This is a genomic window from Thermostichus sp. MS-CIW-38 (genome assembly GCF_054058415.1).
The window spans coordinates 16,215-34,356 of sequence record NZ_JBSSAH010000013.1 but is presented as its reverse complement, the minus strand read 5'-3'; the positions used below and the strand labels follow the sequence as shown (position 1 = coordinate 34,356).

Below are 18,142 nucleotides of genomic sequence, written 5' to 3'. Positions count from 1 at the left end.
CTTTTTTCTAGAATCGAATCGATGGCCTAGACCATTCTTTTGCAGTTCAGCCCCTATCTCCACAAAATGGATGCCATGACTCCTGAAATGGTACGCCAGTTTTGGTCTTTGGTCAGCGAGATTGGCAGGCCAGATTGGCTCACAAAGCGTGACGATGACTTGGTGAACCTGCTTCTGAGCGCCTGTCAGAAAAAACACGCCCTCAGCAGTGTCGATGCCTCAATTCTCAATCGCTACATCAGCATTCGCTTGCCCTTGATTCGCGATATCCTCGTGGATTAAACCTAGAGAGGACAAGGTTTTCCCATCATGCTGGCCGCACAAATCACCTTGCTGGTCTACGGGGCACTGCTTTTGGTGGGCGGAGCAATCGGCTATAGCAAAGGCAAAAGCTCCAAGTCTCTCATCGGGGGGCTGGTTGGGGCCGCCCTCAGCGGAGTCAGCTATGGGCTGCTGGGGGTGGATCCCCGCTGGGGGCTGGGCTTGGGCCTGGGGACGACAGTGCTGGGATCTATCGTATTCGCCCTGCGCTACCGCAAAACCCGAACGTTAATGCCTGCCGGCTTGATGTTCATCCTCAGCTTGGGAGCAGCTGTCCTTCTGGGACTTAGCTTTGGAGCGGCCTAGGCGACTTCTGGTTGCGCCGGTGGGGTGAAGTTTGTTGAACATTCGATGTAGTCAATTTCGATGTAGTCAATTTTCAGCTCTCGGCCCGAGCGAATCTCTTCCATCGGGGATCCACAGTTGGGGCAAGCATAGCGCCGGCCTATCTCTGGCTTGTACTCTTGGCCGCAGGGATGGCAATAGGCAATGAGCGGCGTTTCCCGGATGACCAACTGGGATCCCTGTAGGAAAGTACCCTGGGTTTGTGCGGCATAGGCAAAGGTTAGGCTGGCCGGCTCTACACAGGTGAACTGTCCTACCACCAGGTGCACCCGAGCGATCTGAGGCTGTCCCGGCTGACTTTGCCACCAGTCGCGTAGTGTTTGGATCAAGGCGCGGGTCATGTCGGTCTCGTGCATCTCTCACCTCCAGTCGCCGACCATTTCTGGCGTCGCCTCCGGGTGGATGTAGGCGGGCTTTTCTCGGCGCGGCAGTTGCCCAGATACCACCAAATGGGCCAGCGTATCGCAAATAACTCGGGTGGCCATTAGAGCTGTGATATCGCTAATGTCGTAGGGGGGAGAGACTTCCACCACCTCCAGGCCACAGATCGGTGCTTCCCGCACAATGCGCTTGAGCAAGTAGAGCGCTTCCCGCGGCAGCAGCCCACCCGGCTCTGGCCAGCCTGTACCGGGTACAAAGCCGGCATCGATGCAGTCGATATCGAAGCTGATGTACACACAATCGGTGCCGTCTAGGGCTTTTTCGAGGGCGAAATCGGCGGCTGCATCCAAGCCCATTTCGGTGATGTCGGTAACGGTGAGGATGTGGGTGGCCCGCTCCCGGCACACCTTCACCCCTTGCCGTGGCACTTGCCAGCCACCAATGCCCAGTTGCACCAGGTTGTGGGCCGGTGCGTTGCGGATGTTGGTGGCATGAAACCAAGGCTAAGCCTCGACTCATTGTTGCCAGCCGGATAGGGAAAGCCTCGCTTCTTTGGCCAAAGCCGCTTGGGCTTCGGTGGAAAAGCCGTTATTTGCGTTCGATTCGGTGGTCATGGCTGGGATCCCCCATTAGGTGGTGTATTCGGCGTTGATGCGCACGTAATCGTAGCTGAGATCGCAGCCCCAGGCCACGCCCTGGCCGGATCCCTGATGGAGATCCACGGTAAAGGTCACCGGATCCCCTTTCAAGTACTCAGAGGCTGCCTTGCGATCGAAAGCCAGGGGCATTCCCGCCTGCATGAGCAGAAAATCCCCCAGACGGATATCCAACCGGCGGCTGTCAAAAGGGATCCCGGCCCGTCCAGCGGCGGCTGCCACCCGTCCCCAGTTGGGATCGTTGCCAAAAGCTGCCGCCTTCACCAAGGGAGAGCTGGCGATCACACGGGCCATATGCCGGGCTGCCCCATCATCCACAGCCCCACACACCCGAATTTCCAGCAGCTTGGTAGCTCCTTCCCCATCGCGGGCAATGGCCTTAGCCAGATGAATGCAAACTTGGTTGACCATCTCCGCCAAAGTCTGGGCAGCTTCTGTGCCGGCTTGCAGGGGTGGGATCCCACTTTGGCCGTTGGCCAGGGCCAAGAGCATGTCGTTGGTGCTGGTATCCCCATCCACCGTGATTTGGTTAAAGCTGAGGTCGGCAGCTTGCTTGAGGATCTGCTGCCACAGGCGGGGATCCACAGCCGCGTCACAGGTTAAAAAAGCCAGCATCGTGGCCAAGTTGGGGTGGATCATGCCGGATCCCTTGGCAATGCCCCCGACCCTGACGGTGTACCCGTCGATCTCAGCTTGCAGGGCAACGCTTTTGGTCACCAAGTCGGTGGTGATGATGGCGCGGGCGGCGCTCTCCCCCCCCTCTGGAGAGAGGCTGTCGATAAGGCCAGGCAGGGCTGCTTGGATTTTCGGCATTTCCAGTTGTCGCCCGATGACCCCTGTGGAGGCCGTGAGCACCTGATGGGCCGGGATCCCCAACCGTTCTCCCACCCAGAGGGCCAGTTGGGCGTTGTTGCGCTCCCCTTCTTCGCCGGTACAGGCGTTGGCTTGCCCAGCATTGCAGAGGATGGCCCGCACCGGCTGCTGTTGGGCGAGGATCCCTTGGTTGTAGGTAACACAGGCTGCTTTGACCTGATTGGTGGTAAAAACGCCTGCCCCAACCGCATCGCACTCGGAAACGATCAAAGCCAGATCCGCAGCTCCTGAGGGCTTGAGGCCAGCGGCCACTCCAGCAGCTCGAAACCCTTGCGGGGCTGTAACAGCACCTGCAACCGGTTTAAATGGGGATCCCATGTGTTCCTTGGCCAGAGGGTGGTCGGCAACATCATACCGACTTGCTGCTCCGATTTGGGTCATCGCAAGCTTTCCGTGAGAAACTCTCTGGAAACCGGTTCTGAGGGAAAGAGTTGTAGTTACGCCTACCAAGCAGAGGCGGCAGAGAGGGTTATTTTGAAAGTGTGTGCTTCCTCCGCTCCGGGAATTGCCAGCCATGCCCACCCCTGTCATTACCCTCAACCATGTCAGCAAGGTCTATTCCAATGGCACGGTGGCTTTGCAGGACATGAATATGACCATCCAAGAAGGGCAGTTCGTTAGCTTGGTGGGGCCATCCGGCTGTGGGAAAAGCACAGTGCTACGGTTGGTGGCAGGTCTGGGGCATCTGACCACAGGCTCTATCGAATGGGGGCAAAATCTTGAGAAGGATGCTCCCCAAGGGGAACCCAAGTTGGCCTTTGTGTTTCAGGAACCGGCCCTTATGCCTTGGGCGACGGTGATGGACAATGTGGGGCTACCCTTAAAGTTGGCAGGTGAGCCCAAGCCAAAAGCCAATCGAGATGTCTTGGAAGCTCTGCAACTGGTGGGCCTGCGGGGGTTTGAGCGCAGTTTTCCCCGCGAGCTATCGGGCGGCATGCGCATGCGGGTTTCCATTGCTCGCGCCCTGGTAACCAAGCCGCAGGTGTTGCTGATGGATGAACCCTTCGGAGCTCTGGATGAAATCACCCGCAGCAAGTTGAACAGCGACCTGTTGGAGCTGTGGCAAGAAAAGCGCTGGACGGTGATCTTTGTTACCCACAACATTTACGAGGCCGTCTACCTGTCCAACCGCGTGGTGGTGATGGCGGCTCGCCCAGGGCGGGTGATAGCCGATATTCCCATCGATGCGCCCTATCCCCGCTCGGAAGACTTTCGCACCTCTTCCCTTTACAACAACTACTGCCGTGAAGTGTCGGCCCGTCTGCACGAGGCCATGCACGGCTCAGCTCAGGATCCCCCCTATTTGCGCCCCCTCTCTGCTGGACGTTTGCGCTGATGGGATCCCTGGCTTAGCGGTGTTCTCTCTGTTGCGTAAGTCCCTTGATGCCCCAACCTCACGATATGTTCGACCTGTTTGTCCAGCTTCTCGAGCCATGGCGCCGTTGGCTGGGATCCCTTGTTGGCTTGGGGGAGGGCTGGCCTCTGCATTGGCCGGATTGGACTCTGCCCAGGCTGACCGGCGCAGTTGGAGAAAAACTCGGATCCCAACCCACGGATGAGGCAGACATACCGAGTGCCGGCTCAGGGGTGCCCGCGAAGGGGTTGAATCTGAGCCGCTGGCTCAATCTGGAAGTGATTGCCCCCGTCCTCGTCGGGATCCTCTTCTTGGTGGGCTGGGAAGTGGCGGTGCGGGTAACAGGAGTGCCCCACTACCTCTTGCCGGGGCCGATTTTGGTGGTGCAAACCCTCATCCGCGACTGGGGAACGCTTTTTCCTTCCCTGTTGATCACTGTGCAAATTACGGTGGTGGCCTTTTTGGCTGCCACAGTGTCGGGGCTTTTGGTCGCGATTGTGTTCACCCAGAGCAAGTGGATTGAGCGCAGCTTTTTCCCCTATGCGGTGATTTTACAGACGATGCCCATTGTCTCCATCGCCCCGCTGATCATCATTTGGCTGCGCAACAACACCTTTGCCGCGATGGTGGTGTGCGCCTGGATTGTGGCTTTTTTCCCGATTCTTTCCAACACCACTCTGGGGCTGAACAGCGTCGATCACAACCTGCTCAACCTGTTCCAACTGTACAAGGCCAACCGCTGGCAAACGTTGATCTACTTGCGGCTACCCAGTGCCATGCCCTATTTCATGGGGGGCCTGCGCATCAGCGGTGGCCTCTCTTTGATTGGGGCGGTGGTGGCGGAGTTTGTCGCTGGTACTGGCGGGCAGCGGGCCGGGATCGCCTACCAGATCTTGATCTCCAGCTTCAACCTGCAGGTGCCCCGCATGTTTGCGGCCTTGATTTTGGTCACCGGCTTGGGGATCCTGATCTTCATTTCCTTGAGTGCTCTATCCGACCGGGTGTTGGGCAAGTGGCATGAGAGTGCTGTGCGCCGAGAGAACTGAAAAATTGAACTTTGGTGAAAATTAGGGCCCCCTCTCTAACATCTAGGGTCATTTGGATTCAAACTAGGACGCTGCACCCACCCCTAAAACGTTGAACGCACGCGGCCAAAGGCTTTTCTCAATAGCTCAGGCGCCTCACTCTAACCTGAAACGACTAAGTGCCTTGAATAGGAGCAGGTGGAAGGCGTCTTCTGGAAAAGCCCAGAGATATCGCTGCGCTTGCTGTCGGCGGCTATCTCAGATGCTATTTTTGGGTTGCTATCGGAGGGGGATGAACTCAGTGCGGCCAATGATTTGCTGGCCTTGATCCGAGAGCGCGTAGTTGATGAAATCGGCCACCACAGGGCTAGTCCTCTGAGGTGCCACCAAAAACACATTCCGCGCCAAGGGGTAGCTGCCCCTCTGGATGGCCTCACGGGTGGGCATCTGGCCGTCGATGGGCACAATCCGCACCGTTTGCTGGTTTTGCACCTGATCGACAGTGCTGTAGGTGATGCCATCTTCTCCCAAAGCCCGCAGCAGCGGGGTGGTGACATCTTCTGTGGCGGTGGTGAAGTAGGGAGGGTTATCGGGAGCGAAGGGCAGCCCCAACAACACGAGTTCTTGGAAAACGCTGTAGGTGCCGCTCTGGGGGGCGCGATTGAGGACCCGAATCCGCCGATCCGGGCCGCCCACCTGGCTCCAATTGGTGATCCGACCCTGGAAGATATCGGCCAATTGCTGCAGCGTCAGTCCTCCTTTGTAGGGGTTGTTCACCCCCACCGCCACCGCCAGGGCATCTTTGGCCACCGGGATCGCCTGTAGACCCGCCTGCACTTCGCTGGCATTGAGGGGGCGGGAGCTAGCGGCCATCTGGATGCGACCTTCCATCAGGGCCTTCAGGCCGGCATTGGATCCATTGGGCTTGCCATCCGGGATCCCATAGGCGAGGGGAATGCCGGGGTTGCGCTGGGTGTAGCCTCCCTTCAGGGCCAAGACGATCCGGATCATCGTGACGCTGCCATCCATCTGGAGCACTGCTGGGTTGGGCAGAGAAGTATCCAGATTAACGGCGTTGGCAGGCGGGTTGGGTACCTGGGCCTGAGGGGGGTTGGGCGCTGTTGGGGCTTGGGGCCGGGCAGCTGGAATCTGGCTGGGGATAGGAGGCGTGTTCCCTCTATTCAGGAATGAGTCCAACAGGCCGGAACGATAGGCATACCAGCCGCCGCCTCCCAGTATCGCGAACAAAAGAATGTAAACGATTGGAGGTGGGCCGGAAGGTCGTGCAGTCATGGGATCCCCCCTAAAGAAAATTCACGATCCAGACTTTTGAGACTTCCCCCTCTGTTGTATCAGCTATCCGCGCAGATTGGGTGAGCAGCAGGTTAAGGTGCATCTATCCGCACATGGCCGCCTCTCGTCCCACCTCGCGCAGCTCGATCACATCCGCACGGGGATCCGCCTGCACAACTTCCAACTCGATCCAAGCCCCCAGAGGAATCTGGCGTTCTAGGCGCACCGGCACCCGAAAGGCAATCTCATCCAGCATGGCCAACACCAAGTTTTCCTGCTCGCGCAGGTAGCCCAAGACCAGAGCCCGCCAAATTTGCCCCGGTCGCAGGCGCAGGTATTCGATGCTCCAATAGCGCTTGGATTTCCGCTCCACCTGGTTGGCCTCAGCGGTGCCCGGCTCAATCCCCAGCAGCAGCTGCTGCACATCCGCCTCCGTCAACGGCAAGGGATCCCCGCGCAAAAAGGCCTTGATCTGGTAGTGGGCCACCAAGTCCAGGTAGCGCCGAATCGGGGAGGTAACCTGACAGTAGGCCTCAAGCCCCAGCCCCGTATGTCGCCCCGGCTGGGTGGCTACTTCCGCCCGCGATAGACAGCGCATGATGGCAAAAGACCGAACTGGCCCCTGGGGATACCTATCCAGCACTTCGGGAGGAGGTAAGTCGGGAGCCGGCTGCAGACGATAGGGCACCGGGATCCCATTTTGGCTGGCGAAGCGAGCCGCCACCTCGCCGGTGAGCACCATCATTTCCGCCACCATCTGCCGCGCAGGAGTATCCTCGATTACCCGGAGGTGGGGGATCTCGTCGATGACCTTGATATCTTGCTCGGGCAAGCCAATTTGGATTGCCCCTTGAGCCATCCGCCAGGCATAACGCCACTGGGCTGCCCGGGCAATGGCTGTCAGTTGAGCCTCTGCCCCCAACTCCAACATTTCATCGGCATCTTCGTAGGTGAGGCGGTAGGTCACTTTGATCTGGCTGAGGCAAATTTCGGAATCCCGGATCTGGCCGTCGGATCCCAGTAGAATGCCAAAGCTAAGGGCAGGCCGCACCTCTCCCTGCACCAAGCTCATCGGGCCAGTGGACAACTCCGGCGGGAACATCGGGATCACCCGCTCCGGCAAATAGACACTGGTGCCACGCTTGCGGGCTTCTAAATCAAGGGGATCCCCCCACTGCACCCAACAACTGGGATCGGCAATGTGGATCCAGAGCTTCACCGCGTCATCCGACCAGAACTCGACGCTGAGGGCATCGTCAATGTCGCGGGTGCTGGCATCATCGATGGTGTAGGTGTGGAGGTGAGTGAGATCCTGCCGCAGGTGGGGATCCCAGAAAGAGGGAGGCTGGCTGAGCAGGGCTTGGGTGTATCGCTCCACCGCCTTCGGGAACTGGGTTGGGATCCCGGTGAGGCGCAGGGCCAGGTTCTCGTGGCGGCTCCACAGCCCCAGAGCCACCAAAGCTTCAAAAGCCCCCTGCGGAGTGTCAGGAAACCCCATCAGCTCCAGCAGTTGCGAGGCCCGTTCCCGATCCGACGGGTTGAGATTGGAAGAGAGATCCTCGTGGCTGCGAATGGCTGCTGCTGCTCCCTGCAGGGCCAGGCGTTCCAGCACCTCCAGGCGGGCCCGCTCGGCAGGAGTCCAGGGATACCCTTGGCCGGGATGAGCCAGAGCCTCCCGCAGGTGGGCCTCAAACTCTGCTTGTTCCTGCTGCCGTTGTTGGGCGACGGCCATTTGATGGAGGATCTCCTTCACCTGAGCCGGAGTGCGGGGTTCGTAGCTTTCCCCCTTTTGCTTGAAGTAGGTGCGATCCTCGCTCAAGAGGCGGTAGGCGGCATAGGTGGAGACCGGGGAATCATCAGAAAACAACAGCCGAGCCATCTCCGCCAAGCTCAGGGGCTGACGCTCCTCCTGCACCAGTTCCCAGGCCAACGCCAAACTTTCGGGATCCAACTTTGCTTGCACCGCCTGCCAAAAGCCGGGGATGTCGGAAGCCGTGAAGCTGGATCCCCCGTTCAAAGCAAAGGTAATCTGGCGAGGGTGAACACTATGAACCTGCCCGGAAGGCACCCCCAGCAGTAGGTTCTTCTTACCCTCAGTGCCCTGAACCACTGCCAACACACGGTCGTTATTGTAACGAAACTCCACCAGTGTGCCCTTTTCCACCCGTTCTCCCCATGTCGGCTGTCGTTAAAGCGCAGGCTTTCTTCCATTCTCCATCAGCTCTGCCCGCCTGCCTACGTGGAAACCCCGGCCAGAAGACATACGGACACTATGAACAGGTAGCAGATGTTAGATATATCGGTACTTAAGCATATAGGTATGTGATATATAGACACACGAGATACAAATTTTTGGGTAGATTGCGGTTATGTGTTGGGCACTGCGATTTCAGAGCAGAGGCCAGCTCTGCCAGGTTTGTGGGATAAGGTTACCAACTAGGGCTCCTAAATTCCGTAGAGATACTGTTGCCAGCCAGGGCTCCTAAATTCCGTAGAGATACTGTTGCCAGCATTTCGCAAGTGGATACTTCCACTTCTTCCATGTGTGATATCCTAGGGGTAAGGCACAGTTACCATAGGCTGCTCCCCAATTGAGCAAGCAAAAGGGTGGTACTCAAGAGTCGTTTCCCTACAGTGAAAGTCACGGAAACAGGAGATTCCGTATTTCTTCACCTAAAACTTTTTAGCTTAGCGCTCAAAAGGTAAACCGTGGACAACCCAAAGCGACTGTTGCTCATCGATGACGATCCGAACTTAATCCTGCTGGCCAAGGACTACCTAGAGTTTCGCGGTTATGAGGTGGTGGCGGCAAGCAACGGTCTGGAGGGGTTGGAAGCGATGCGCCATTTCACACCAGACCTGATCATCTGCGATGTGATGATGCCAGAGATGGATGGCTATACCTTTGTTGAAACCATTCGCTCCAACAGTGCTACAGACTGGATACCTGTGATTTTTCTGTCGGCGCGTGGGCAAACGGCAGACCGGGTGCGCGGCCTGACCACAGGGGCAGATGTTTACATGGTCAAGCCCTTTGAGCCGGAAGAATTGGTGGCGCAGGTGGAATCTTCTCTCAAACATACTGAGCGCCTGTTACAAATGCAGGGCGCGGGCGTTCAACCCGTCATAAAACTGGATCGGGAAATTGAGCTGACGCCAACAGAAACTAAGGTGATCCAGTACGTGGCCAGGGGCCTGTCCAACCGCGAGATTGCCGAAGTTCTTGGGGTGAGCCAGCGCACCGTTGAAAGCCACGTCAGCAACATGCTGGGCAAAACCGGCCTGCACAACCGCACAGAACTGGCCCGCTGGGCGATAGAAAGTGGTCTGGGCAAAAAACCGTTGTAATTCCCGCCACCCCTTTCAACGGCTGGAGAACTCTATCTCCTCGGCGCGATTGGAGATAGGGTAGTGATCGCACTTGAAGGGCAAGGTAACTGGGGTGGGCAAGTCTTTTCAAAAATTGGCGGGGGAGGATCTGCTGGCCTTGCCCCAACGTACATTGGCCGCCGATTTTCACTGCGTTACCCAAAAACTGGGTCTAAAGCCCCGTCCTTCCAGGACAGTTTTTGCCCTGTTGTTGTCATTTTAAACAGGAATGAAACATTTCCGTTGCATTGCTTCCTAGCTCCTTTCTCCCTCTGGGACAGGATCTAAAGGTGATTGTGGAAGCGGCGTGGAACGTTTGGGCAGCAGCGGGGGTGTCTCAATCTAGTTTGAAATGACTATAGACCTGCAATGATATAGACCTGCAATGAAATAAACCCATGCTGGTCAGGGAAGCCAAACTCCTCAACGCCGCTCCAGCGCCATACCAAGCCTTGGATGAGGCCCTGCCCAGTTTGTCCGCAACCAATGCTTGCGTCACTGGATGGATGAGCGTGGTGTCAACAAAGCTGCCTTGTACTCCCGATGCAATGTTAACTTGGCAACTGGGATGGGTTTCCCCGCAAGGCTTCCAGGAAGGCAAATACTGCAGGCGGATGCAGCGCAGAGGCCAGAACGGCAGCCCCGATCACCCGCTCCAGTGGGATCGGCAGCCGGCGGATCTGGATCCCTTCGGGAATGGGAATGGCGGCCAAGCGGGGCAAGATGGCAGCCCCCAGACCCTGTGCCACCATGTTCACAATGGTGGAGTCTTCCTTCACCAAGTAGGCCACCTTGAGGGTTTGGTGAGCAGCTTCCCAGTGGTTCCGCACCGCGGTGGTGCATTCGGCGTAGTTGTAGAGAATGTAGGAAAAACGGGAAAGATCCTCCCAGGTCAGGGTTTCCGGCAGGGGCCCAAAACTCAGCGGAACCAACACAATGAACTCATCGCGGGCAATCTCCCACGTCTGTAGATCCTCACCAGCCCGCGGCAGGGGCAACAGGCCAATATCCACCTGGCCCGATCGCAACAGATGTTCGACAGTGGCCGGATCTTCTTCTGTGAGGGTGAGGGTAATCTGGGGAAATTGTTGGCGGAAGCGGGCGATCACCGGCGGCAGCAAATGGGTTGCAGCACTGCGAAAAGCGGCAACTCGCACATTTCCCCCCCGCAACCCTTTTTCCAGGTTGGCCTCATAATCCATTTGTTCCCGCAGTTGCAGCATTTTGCGAACATGGCGCAGCAGTCGCTCCCCCACCGGGGTTAGGCGCGCCCCAAAGCGACCGCGCACCAGTAGAGTCACCCCCAATTCTTCCTCTAGGCTGGCAATGGCCCGGCTCACCGCCGACTGGGAAATGTGCAATTGCAGAGCGGCATCGCTGAAATTCCCCCGCTCCACCACAGCCACCAGGGTTTGCAGTTGTGAGATGTTCATGGATCCCATCTATTCGATCTGCGCATAGATGTGATGCTATCTCAGGTTTGAACCCTCCGCCGCACCTGACTAAACTACGACATAACTTCTCCTTCACACTGCGAAACAGCGGGAAACAGTGTGAAAACCTCTTTATCTTCCTGTCGTTGGTCAAGTGTCCCTATGTCGAGATCCATGTTTGCCCTATTGCCTTTCCATCAATTTCGAGATACTCCCGGCGTGCGTTTTTTTGACATCACGGTTGCGCGATCCAACGCCCGCGATTTGGTTTACCACGATGGGCCGGCCATCAGTCCCCCCAATAATCCTCAGGGCTATTGGCAGTTTTATATGCATCCACACCAAGAGGACAACCTACTGGCTCTATGGGGCGGACGGACGTTTTACCTGGTGAATTTTAGCTGGCGGGATCCCTTCCATATTGTGCGCCTGGAAGCGAACCGAGGCATTTTGCGCATTCCTCCCGGCACTTTTCACCGTTCCGTCTCCGATCCAGAGGGATCCATCGTATTGAACCAGGCGGTGCGCGACGAAAAAGCCATCTTGGAAAAAGAATTTCGCATCTACGACAGCAGCCGCATCCCCCGATTGCTGCAGGTGACCTCGGCGCCTGCACCTTTGCCCCGCATTTGTGCCTGAGTACAGTTAACCCATGCCCCCCCGCGAGTCAATCAGGGCTCGCAATCGGGCAGCAGCCTGTGTGAGCTGTGCCGAGGGAATGGACACTGTGGGGTCGAAGGGATGCCCTGGTGGGTTGGCTGTGGCCAGAGGCTCAGCCCTCTTTGGGGATCCCTGCAGGTGAAAACTGAAGCTAGAGTAAAGATGGGTGCTGGGGGATCGACCAATGCTCTCTCTGGAGCGCAAGGGCATAGCGGATAGCTCGCTCAATTTGGCGGAGTACATCGACCATACTCTGCTGTTGCCGATGGTTACTCCAGAACAGATTGACCAGGGGTGTGAGATTGCCTTGCGCTATGGCTTCCCCACTTTTTGTGTTCCTCCCTGCTATGTGCCGCGGGTGGTGGAGCGGCTGCACGGATCCCCGGTCAAGGTGAGCACGGTGGTGGGGTTTCCCCTGGGCACAACCACTGCAGAGGCTAAGCTCTACGAGGCCCAACTGGCGGTGGAGCAGGGGTGCCGGGAGCTGGATGTCCGCATCAACTTGGCTTGGCTCAAGGCGGGGGAGCTGGATCGCCTCCATGCTGAGATTGCCCAACTGGTGGAAGAAACGGGGGTTTGCGTCAAGGCCATTTTGGAAACGGCTCTGCTGACCGAGGAGGAGAAAAAGCTGGCCGGGGAGATTTGTATCGATGCGGGGGCGGCTTTTTTGATGACCTCCACCGGCTGGATGGGGGGGGCGACGCCGGCAGATGTGCAACTGTTGTGGCAACTCAGCCGCGGCAAAGTGGGGGTGAAAGCGTCGGGCGGCATTCGCACGGTGGCTCAAGCAGAGGCCATGATCCAGGCGGGGGCCAGCCGTATTGGCACCTCTTGGGGGCTGGAGCTGATGCAAGAGCTGCGAGCCAGAGGAACCCCATGAGTGGGCGCACCTATCGGGTTACGGGCATCAACCTGAAAGGGATCCCCCTGGGAGAGGCGGATCGGATTGTAACCATCTTGACCCGCGAGCAAGGGTTAATCCGGGCGGTGGCCAAGGGATCCCGTAAGCAGCCTTCCAAGCTGGGCGGGCGGATGGAGCCTTTTGTCATCAACGATTTGCTGATGGTGCGGGGGCGTTGGTCTGCCCAAGCAGATACCTCCCAGCGTTTACAGCGCATCGTCCAAGCGGAAACCCTGCAGACTTTTCCTCGTCTCAGCCGCAGCTTAGCCCATCTCACAGCAGCGCAGTATTTGGCGGAGGTGGCCTTGCTGTTGGCCTTGCCCGATCAAGCCCAGGAAGAGCTGTTTGTGGTGTTGGTCGAACACTTGGAACGCATCGAGCGGGCTGCTTCGGAACAGGCCGTTCTGCCCTTGCTCACCCATGGGTTGTATCACCTCCTGGCGTTGGCAGGGTTTGCCCCTCAGGTGCAGGCTTGTTACTTCTGTCAAGGGGAGTTGGTCGACGGCGTTTTTTTCAGCCCCCAATGGGGTGGCTTGGTCTGTGATCCCTGCCGGGTGGCCCAGCGGCCCAGCCCGATTGCCTGGGTCTCCGCTTCTGCCTTGCGTGCCTTGGGATCCCTGCCCAGCTCCACACTGCCTCTGCCGGAGGATTCGCTGCCTTTGGCTGCTTGGCTGGAGGCAGAACGTCTGTTGCGGCGTGTTTTGGAGCATCATACAGATCGAGAAATCCGTTCCGCCGAGCTATTGGCCAGTTGCTACGCTGTTCCCACCGCAAACGGTCAAGGATCCCCAGCTTTTCCTGAGGGACATCCCAAAACATGGGCATCGGTCTGAAAAAGTTGTGAAGGTATGTATCAAGTCCGGCCCAATAGCCGCAAAATAGAGCATCGAGGCGGGTTGGCAGCCGATTTTGGATGATAAATTAGGTTATGGAAAGTAACTTCTTACGAAGGCCTCTCAGGTTTGAGCAATGGTTTGGGGGGAGGAGTGCCTTGCACCAGGTACTGGACAGCATCATCAGGTGGGATTGAAGTTGGAGCTTTTAACAAGATTGAATCCACTGCCGAGAGGGCCTTCTGCTTGGTGCTTGTTTCCCGGAGCTGCATCCCTGGGGTGCGGCTTTGGTTAATTGCAGATGATTGCTTGTGAGTGTTCAATTTCACTCGGTGAGTCTGCCCAACTGAGGAGCAGCCCCTGAGGTTCCTGTATCCGCCCAACTCAAGTTAGCGCCCACCTCAGTTCTTTTTCAGATTTCTCTTTTACCGAGTACCGTTAGAAGTTCAGGAGTTGCAGCACCGTGGAAGCACAGCGTAAGGAACGGATTCTGGTGGTCGATGATGAGGCCAGCATTCGACGCATCTTGGAAACCCGTCTGTCCATGATCGGATACGATGTGGTCACAGCTTCGGACGGCGAGGAGGCGCTGGAGGTTTTCCACAAGCAGGATCCCGACCTGGTGGTGCTGGATGTGATGATGCCGAAGCTGGATGGCTATGGGGTTTGCCAGGAGCTGCGCAAAGAATCCGACATCCCCATCATCATGCTGACGGCGCTGGGCGATGTGGCCGACCGTATCACGGGGCTGGAGCTGGGGGCAGACGACTATGTGGTCAAGCCCTTTTCCCCCAAGGAGCTGGAAGCTCGCATTCGGTCGGTGTTGCGACGGGTGGCGCGGTCGGCCCACGATGGGATCCCCAGTTCCGGGGTGATTCAAGTGGGGGATATTCGCATCGATACCAACAAGCGGCAGGTCTACAAACGGGACGAGCGCATTCGCCTGACGGGGATGGAGTTTAGTCTGCTGGAGTTGTTGGTCAGTCGGTCGGGGGAGCCTTTTTCCCGCTCCGAGATTTTGCAAGAGGTGTGGGGCTATACCCCGGAGCGCCATGTGGATACGCGGGTGGTGGATGTCCACATCTCGCGGCTGCGGGCCAAGCTGGAAGATGACCCCAGCAACCCAGAGCTGATCCTGACGGCCCGAGGCACCGGCTATCTGTTTCAGCGCATCGTTCAGGGAGAGGAACAGGCACGGTCTTGAGAAGGGATCCCTTGCAACTTCTCTTCGAGGGCAACCTGGACTCGCCTCAACACGCCAACCCAGTCTCCCGGTGTGTCTTGTCGAAACAGTCGCATTACCCCGGGGTACCAGGGGCTATCTTCTCGATGGAGCAGCCAGCGCCAATCGGCAGCAAAGGGGAGCAGCACCCATACCGGCTTGCCCATTGCCCCGGCCAAATGAGCAACGGCTGTATCAACGCTGATCACCAGATCCAACTGGGCAACGGCTGCGGCTGTATCGACAAAACTGCGGAAACGGGATCCCAGCTCCAACACTTGGTGCTGCTCCAATAGGGATCCCAGCGGCCTTAGATCTTCCCCCACCTGCAGGCTAACCCACTGGATGGAAGGCACATGCAAGTGCTGGAGCAGCAGATCCAGAGGACAACTTTTCAGCCTTTGCACGCGGTTGAGATCAGGGTGGGCACGCCGACCGCTGGCCCACACCAGCCCCACCTTCATCCGCTCCTGGGAAAGCTCCGGCCAGTCTTCCCGCCAGGAGAGGCTCAAAGGGATCTGCAGCCCGCCGGCATGAACGGGATAGACAAGATAGGGGATGCGGGCCGGGATCGTCTCCAGAGTGGTGCCCAACCGCTGCGGCAAGCTGAGCAAGGGCAGATGGCAATCGAAAGAGGGCAAGGGATCCGTTTCCGAGATCACCTGCACCTGGGGCAGGCACCCTCTGAACAGCTCCACGAGGGATTCCTGGCAGCGAAGGCAGATTTGCGCTTGGGGATGGGCCTCGGCCAGCAGCGGCAAGTAGCGCACAAACTGAATCGTGTCCCCCAACCCTTGTTCGGCGTAGATCAGCAGGGTCTGGCGGCCCAGAGGGGATCCCGTCCACAGAGGGGAAAGAAAGCGCGGGTAGGCCGCCTCTTGTCGCTGCAGCCGCCATTCGTATTCCCGCCACCCCTCCTCGTAGCGGCCCAGGGTCAGCAAAGCCGTGCCCAGGTTGTAGTGGATCTCCGGCCAGTGGGGGGCCAACTGCAAGCTGTGCCGATAGGCTTCAATGGCCGCTTCCAACCGGTTTTGTTCCTGCAAGATGGTGCCCAAGTTGTTGTGGGGCTGGGCGTCCCTCGGCAGCAGCAAGATGGCCCGTTGCAGACAATCGGCGGCCTCCTCCAAGCGATCTTGCAGGTGCAGGCAATGGCCGAGGTTAACGAGAATTCGCCCCTCCTGGGGTGCAAGGGCGAGAGCTTGGCGAAACCAGCCTTCCGCTTCCTCAGCTTGGCCATCGAGCATCAGGGCATTCCCCAAAGCTGCCAAGGCATAGACCTGGGGAGGCTGGGCTGCTGCTGCCTGTTGCAACACCTCAATTGCCTGGGCCAATTTCCCCAGGGTGAGCCAACAACTGCCCAATCGGAAAAGCAATTGCCCATCACCGGGGGCAAAGGCCAGGCCCTGTTCGTAGGCTCGCGCCGCTTCCTCTGGGTTGCCAAGCTGCATCCAGGCATCGCCCAGATCCTGCCAGGCCGGCACCCAATCCCCCCGCAGGTGCAGAGCCAGTTGCAAGGGGGTCAAAGCTTGGCGGGGATCCCCCATCTGCAGATAAAGGGATCCCAGCAACGCCTGAGCGGCGAACAAACGCGGCTGGGTGCGGGTAAGCTGCCGGCAAAGGTGCAGAGCAGTCTTCAGATCCCCCGCCTGTCGGTAGCGTTGAACCCACGTCAGAGCCGCCTCTGGGGATGGGATCTCGGATCCCCGCTCTGGATCCTGTGACTCAGCCGCTTGCCGGTTGTCTTTTCCTCGCCCAAAGCCCCGTGGCACGTCTTTGCCTCTTTTTTGCCTCTTTTGAGATCCTTTTCACTTCTTAGCGCCCTCCCCCCAGTGTCCAAATGACAGCGGTGGGACAGGATCCCTACCCAGGCTAACAAAAGGTTCCCACTGCCCCGGTTTTCACGGGCCATCCTTGGGGCTCAGTTGCGGCGAAACAGGCTGTCCAAGTAGATGCGTGCCGCCCGCCGGTCGCTCTCCCCGCTTTGGAGCAGGAATAACGAGAGCGCTGCCGTCACCACCCGATCCTGATCCCAGTCGGGATGGCGGGAGAGGTAGTTTTGGAGGGTGTCATGCAGCTCCTCGGGAATTTCACTCAAAATGCTAACGCTGTGAGAACTCATAGTCCAACCACTCACTCGGGGTCAAGAGGGGAGAAAACGGCATCCCGCAAAACCTGCGGCCACAGCCAGAACTTGGGCAGCTCGAACAGAGCGAGCCCGCAACACCAAAACCCAACCTAGGTAGGCTAGGGGCCTCAGCAGGCCCGCAAGAAGAAAAGCAAGCAATATAGGTTCATAGCTTGCCCCTATCCCAGCGGATGGGAGGGAGGGCATTCACAACTGTTCCTAAGCCTGTCGTGGGCCGTAGAACAGATGAAGTCTTTTCTTTCTAAGGAGAGCGCTCGGGAAAATCTCCACACCACTCGCCCTCAGGTGGGGCTATTCTGCCCTCTGCCCTATGGGGGATGTCAATCCCAAGCCAGGGATCCAACCGGACAAAAGCCTGCCATTGGCCTTGATGGGATGGGAAAAAATGGCGCGATCCCGTTACGTTTCTCAGGGTGTAGTCGCCTGAACCTTACCCACCTCCACTTTTCCACAGAAACCCCCGATGCCGCCCCCTGAGGGAAAGGCCCTGTGGAAAACAGCCCACCCGCCTGTGGAAAGCCTGGGGAAAACCTGTGGATTTCTGGGAAATCTGAATTTGTCCAAAAATTTTTGTGTTTGTATAGAGCATTTCTCAGGGCCACTCGACTCGGTAGCGCAAAAACAGCTCCTTGGAACCGCGGCGGCATTCCAGCAGCTCCAACTGGGGCGGGGATCCCTGCACTTGCCAACCCTCAATGCTGGCAGGGGCATCGGCGTATCCACTCAGCAGCACCGGAGCGAGGGTAACCCACAGCTCATCCAAGGCTCCTGCCTGCAGAAATGCCCCCAAAAGCCGCCCCCCACCCAACAACCCCACCCGTTCAATGCCCAAGCTGCGCAGGCGCGCCAGCCGTGCCGGCAGATCCCAATCGGCAGCCACCCAGATATCCTCAAAGCCGGTTCGGTTCTGCCAAATTTGGGATCCCTTGGGAGTTGTCCACAGCCAACGGGTGAGGGGCTGGCGAAAAAACGGCAAATCCTCAGGAATATCTCCGCTGCCAGAGCAGATGATCGTCAGAGGCTGGGGGGATAGGCCCTGAGCAGTTCTGCGTTGGATCAACTCGGGATCCCGAATATGCAGACTGGTGCCGTAGGCCCGCAGAGTGGCTGCCCCCATGATCAAAGCCTGTTGCTGAGCAGCTTGGGTTTCCAAATGCCGATAGTCCTCAGGGCTGCTGAAGGAGGGCCTCTGCGCTCGGTGGGCTGCGATCTTTCCATCCAAGCTCTGGGCGAAGATGGCTACCAAATGGGGACGATTCAAAGACAAGATTGCTGAGAAAGGGTGGGCAAACCCTACAAATTGACCAGAATAGAGTCAGCTAGAAATCGC

The 18,142-nt window shown here is 58.1% G+C and carries 17 protein-coding genes and 1 pseudogene; 9 read left to right on the top strand and 9 right to left on the bottom strand.

The features are described from left to right. The first annotated feature begins 75 nt into the window (after positions 1-75). Both ACVWXZ_RS06555 and ACVWXZ_RS06550 read left to right on the top strand, forming a co-directional pair. Positions 76-282 (top strand): hypothetical protein, encoded by a 207-nt coding sequence (locus ACVWXZ_RS06555; protein WP_238376795.1) that lies wholly within the window; start codon positions 76-78, stop codon positions 280-282. 27 nt (positions 283-309) lie between these two features. After that, a complete protein-coding gene (locus ACVWXZ_RS06550; RefSeq protein ID WP_011434105.1) occupies positions 310-627 on the top strand; it encodes a TMEM14 family protein in 318 nt (105 codons plus the stop codon). On the opposite strand, the gene hypA is transcribed toward ACVWXZ_RS06550, so the two are convergent. The 3 genes and pseudogenes from hypA to argJ all read right to left on the bottom strand — a co-directional run bounded on the left by hypA (position 624) and on the right by argJ (position 2,894). Next, positions 624-1,022, bottom strand: coding sequence for a hydrogenase maturation nickel metallochaperone HypA (gene hypA / locus ACVWXZ_RS06545; protein WP_011434106.1), 399 nt, complete (start codon positions 1,020-1,022; stop codon positions 624-626). The genes ACVWXZ_RS06550 and hypA overlap by 4 nt on opposite strands. 3 nt (positions 1,023-1,025) lie before the next feature. After that, positions 1,026-1,550, bottom strand: a pseudogene (locus ACVWXZ_RS06540) (arginase family protein); the annotation flags it as partial. Positions 1,551-1,676: 126 nt separating this feature from the next. Further along, a complete protein-coding gene (argJ, locus tag ACVWXZ_RS06535; protein WP_457403796.1) occupies positions 1,677-2,894 on the bottom strand; it encodes a bifunctional glutamate N-acetyltransferase/amino-acid acetyltransferase ArgJ in 1,218 nt (405 codons plus the stop codon). Between the two features lie 196 nt (positions 2,895-3,090). Here argJ and ACVWXZ_RS06530 point away from each other — a divergent pair, with 196 nt between their 5' ends. Both ACVWXZ_RS06530 and ACVWXZ_RS06525 read left to right on the top strand, forming a co-directional pair. Beyond that, entirely contained in the window at positions 3,091-3,912 is an 822-nt protein-coding gene (locus tag ACVWXZ_RS06530) for an ABC transporter ATP-binding protein (protein WP_414389998.1), read from the top strand. Positions 3,913-4,178: 266 nt separating this feature from the next. Further along, the gene (locus ACVWXZ_RS06525; RefSeq protein ID WP_457403795.1) at positions 4,179-4,976 is read left to right on the top strand and encodes an ABC transporter permease; all 798 of its coding nucleotides are present in this window, start codon (positions 4,179-4,181) and stop codon (positions 4,974-4,976) included. A 258-nt stretch (positions 4,977-5,234) separates the two neighbouring features. Here the strand turns inward: ACVWXZ_RS06525 and ACVWXZ_RS06520 are convergent, their stop codons facing one another. Both ACVWXZ_RS06520 and ACVWXZ_RS06515 read right to left on the bottom strand, forming a co-directional pair. Next, entirely contained in the window at positions 5,235-6,248 is a 1,014-nt protein-coding gene (locus ACVWXZ_RS06520; RefSeq protein ID WP_457403785.1) for a phosphate ABC transporter substrate-binding protein, read from the bottom strand. Positions 6,249-6,351: 103 nt separating this feature from the next. After that, entirely contained in the window at positions 6,352-8,412 is a 2,061-nt protein-coding gene (locus ACVWXZ_RS06515) for a ribonuclease catalytic domain-containing protein (protein ID WP_457403784.1), read from the bottom strand. Positions 8,413-8,957: 545 nt separating this feature from the next. Here ACVWXZ_RS06515 and ACVWXZ_RS06510 point away from each other — a divergent pair. Continuing rightward, positions 8,958-9,596 carry a response regulator transcription factor gene (locus tag ACVWXZ_RS06510; RefSeq protein WP_457387558.1) on the top strand — a complete coding sequence of 213 codons (639 nt, stop codon included), beginning with the start codon at positions 8,958-8,960 and terminating at the stop codon, positions 9,594-9,596. A gap of 572 nt (positions 9,597-10,168) precedes the next feature. Here ACVWXZ_RS06510 and ACVWXZ_RS06505 read toward each other — a convergent pair. Continuing rightward, the gene (locus tag ACVWXZ_RS06505; RefSeq protein WP_011434114.1) at positions 10,169-11,050 is read right to left on the bottom strand and encodes a LysR family transcriptional regulator; all 882 of its coding nucleotides are present in this window, start codon (positions 11,048-11,050) and stop codon (positions 10,169-10,171) included. 174 nt (positions 11,051-11,224) lie between these two features. Between ACVWXZ_RS06505 and ACVWXZ_RS06500 the strand changes: the two genes are divergently transcribed. The 4 genes from ACVWXZ_RS06500 (at position 11,225) to rpaB (ending at position 14,648) form a co-directional block, all read left to right on the top strand. Next, positions 11,225-11,689: a redox protein gene (locus ACVWXZ_RS06500; RefSeq protein WP_414343843.1), complete on the top strand. Its 465-nt coding sequence runs from the start codon at positions 11,225-11,227 to the stop codon at positions 11,687-11,689. Positions 11,690-11,894: 205 nt separating this feature from the next. After that, the gene (deoC, locus tag ACVWXZ_RS06495) at positions 11,895-12,590 is read left to right on the top strand and encodes a deoxyribose-phosphate aldolase (protein ID WP_414407456.1); all 696 of its coding nucleotides are present in this window, start codon (positions 11,895-11,897) and stop codon (positions 12,588-12,590) included. Beyond that, complete coding sequence (gene recO / locus ACVWXZ_RS06490) at positions 12,587-13,444, top strand: DNA repair protein RecO (RefSeq protein ID WP_457482308.1); 858 nt, start codon at positions 12,587-12,589, stop codon at positions 13,442-13,444. Before deoC ends, recO begins: the two co-directional genes overlap by 4 nt. Positions 13,445-13,907: 463 nt before the next feature. Next, positions 13,908-14,648, top strand: coding sequence for a response regulator transcription factor RpaB (gene rpaB / locus ACVWXZ_RS06485; RefSeq protein ID WP_011434119.1), 741 nt, complete (start codon positions 13,908-13,910; stop codon positions 14,646-14,648). On the opposite strand, the gene ACVWXZ_RS06480 is transcribed toward rpaB, so the two are convergent. The 3 genes from ACVWXZ_RS06480 to ACVWXZ_RS06470 all read right to left on the bottom strand — a co-directional run bounded on the left by ACVWXZ_RS06480 (position 14,621) and on the right by ACVWXZ_RS06470 (position 18,073). Continuing rightward, on the bottom strand, positions 14,621-16,435 hold the full coding sequence (locus ACVWXZ_RS06480; RefSeq protein ID WP_457482307.1) for a tetratricopeptide repeat protein: 1,815 nt from the start codon (positions 16,433-16,435) through the stop codon (positions 14,621-14,623). The two genes, rpaB and ACVWXZ_RS06480, sit on opposite strands and share 28 nt — an antisense overlap. Positions 16,436-16,584: 149 nt before the next feature. Further along, positions 16,585-16,785, bottom strand: a complete 201-nt coding sequence (locus ACVWXZ_RS06475; RefSeq protein WP_041436785.1) for a DUF2811 domain-containing protein — start codon at positions 16,783-16,785, stop codon at positions 16,585-16,587. A gap of 619 nt (positions 16,786-17,404) precedes the next feature. Next, the gene (locus ACVWXZ_RS06470; RefSeq protein WP_457403777.1) at positions 17,405-18,073 is read right to left on the bottom strand and encodes a RibD family protein; all 669 of its coding nucleotides are present in this window, start codon (positions 18,071-18,073) and stop codon (positions 17,405-17,407) included. Positions 18,074-18,142: the final 69 nt, after the last annotated feature.

What these genes read in the sequence shown, in the direction of transcription:
- argJ (WP_457403796.1), bottom strand. Translation starts at nt 2,894, where the DNA reads ATGGGATCCCCATTTAAACCGGTTGCAGGTGCTGTTACAGCCCCGCAA.
- ACVWXZ_RS06530 (WP_414389998.1), top strand. Translation starts at nt 3,091, where the DNA reads ATGCCCACCCCTGTCATTACCCTCAACCATGTCAGCAAGGTCTATTCC.
- hypA (WP_011434106.1), bottom strand. Translation starts at nt 1,022, where the DNA reads ATGCACGAGACCGACATGACCCGCGCCTTGATCCAAACACTACGCGAC.
- ACVWXZ_RS06520 (WP_457403785.1), bottom strand. Translation starts at nt 6,248, where the DNA reads ATGACTGCACGACCTTCCGGCCCACCTCCAATCGTTTACATTCTTTTG.
- ACVWXZ_RS06500 (WP_414343843.1), top strand. Translation starts at nt 11,225, where the DNA reads ATGTTTGCCCTATTGCCTTTCCATCAATTTCGAGATACTCCCGGCGTG.
- ACVWXZ_RS06550 (WP_011434105.1), top strand. Translation starts at nt 310, where the DNA reads ATGCTGGCCGCACAAATCACCTTGCTGGTCTACGGGGCACTGCTTTTG.
- ACVWXZ_RS06555 (WP_238376795.1), top strand. Translation starts at nt 76, where the DNA reads ATGACTCCTGAAATGGTACGCCAGTTTTGGTCTTTGGTCAGCGAGATT.
- deoC (WP_414407456.1), top strand. Translation starts at nt 11,895, where the DNA reads ATGCTCTCTCTGGAGCGCAAGGGCATAGCGGATAGCTCGCTCAATTTG.
- recO (WP_457482308.1), top strand. Translation starts at nt 12,587, where the DNA reads ATGAGTGGGCGCACCTATCGGGTTACGGGCATCAACCTGAAAGGGATC.
- ACVWXZ_RS06505 (WP_011434114.1), bottom strand. Translation starts at nt 11,050, where the DNA reads ATGAACATCTCACAACTGCAAACCCTGGTGGCTGTGGTGGAGCGGGGG.
- ACVWXZ_RS06475 (WP_041436785.1), bottom strand. Translation starts at nt 16,785, where the DNA reads ATGAGTTCTCACAGCGTTAGCATTTTGAGTGAAATTCCCGAGGAGCTG.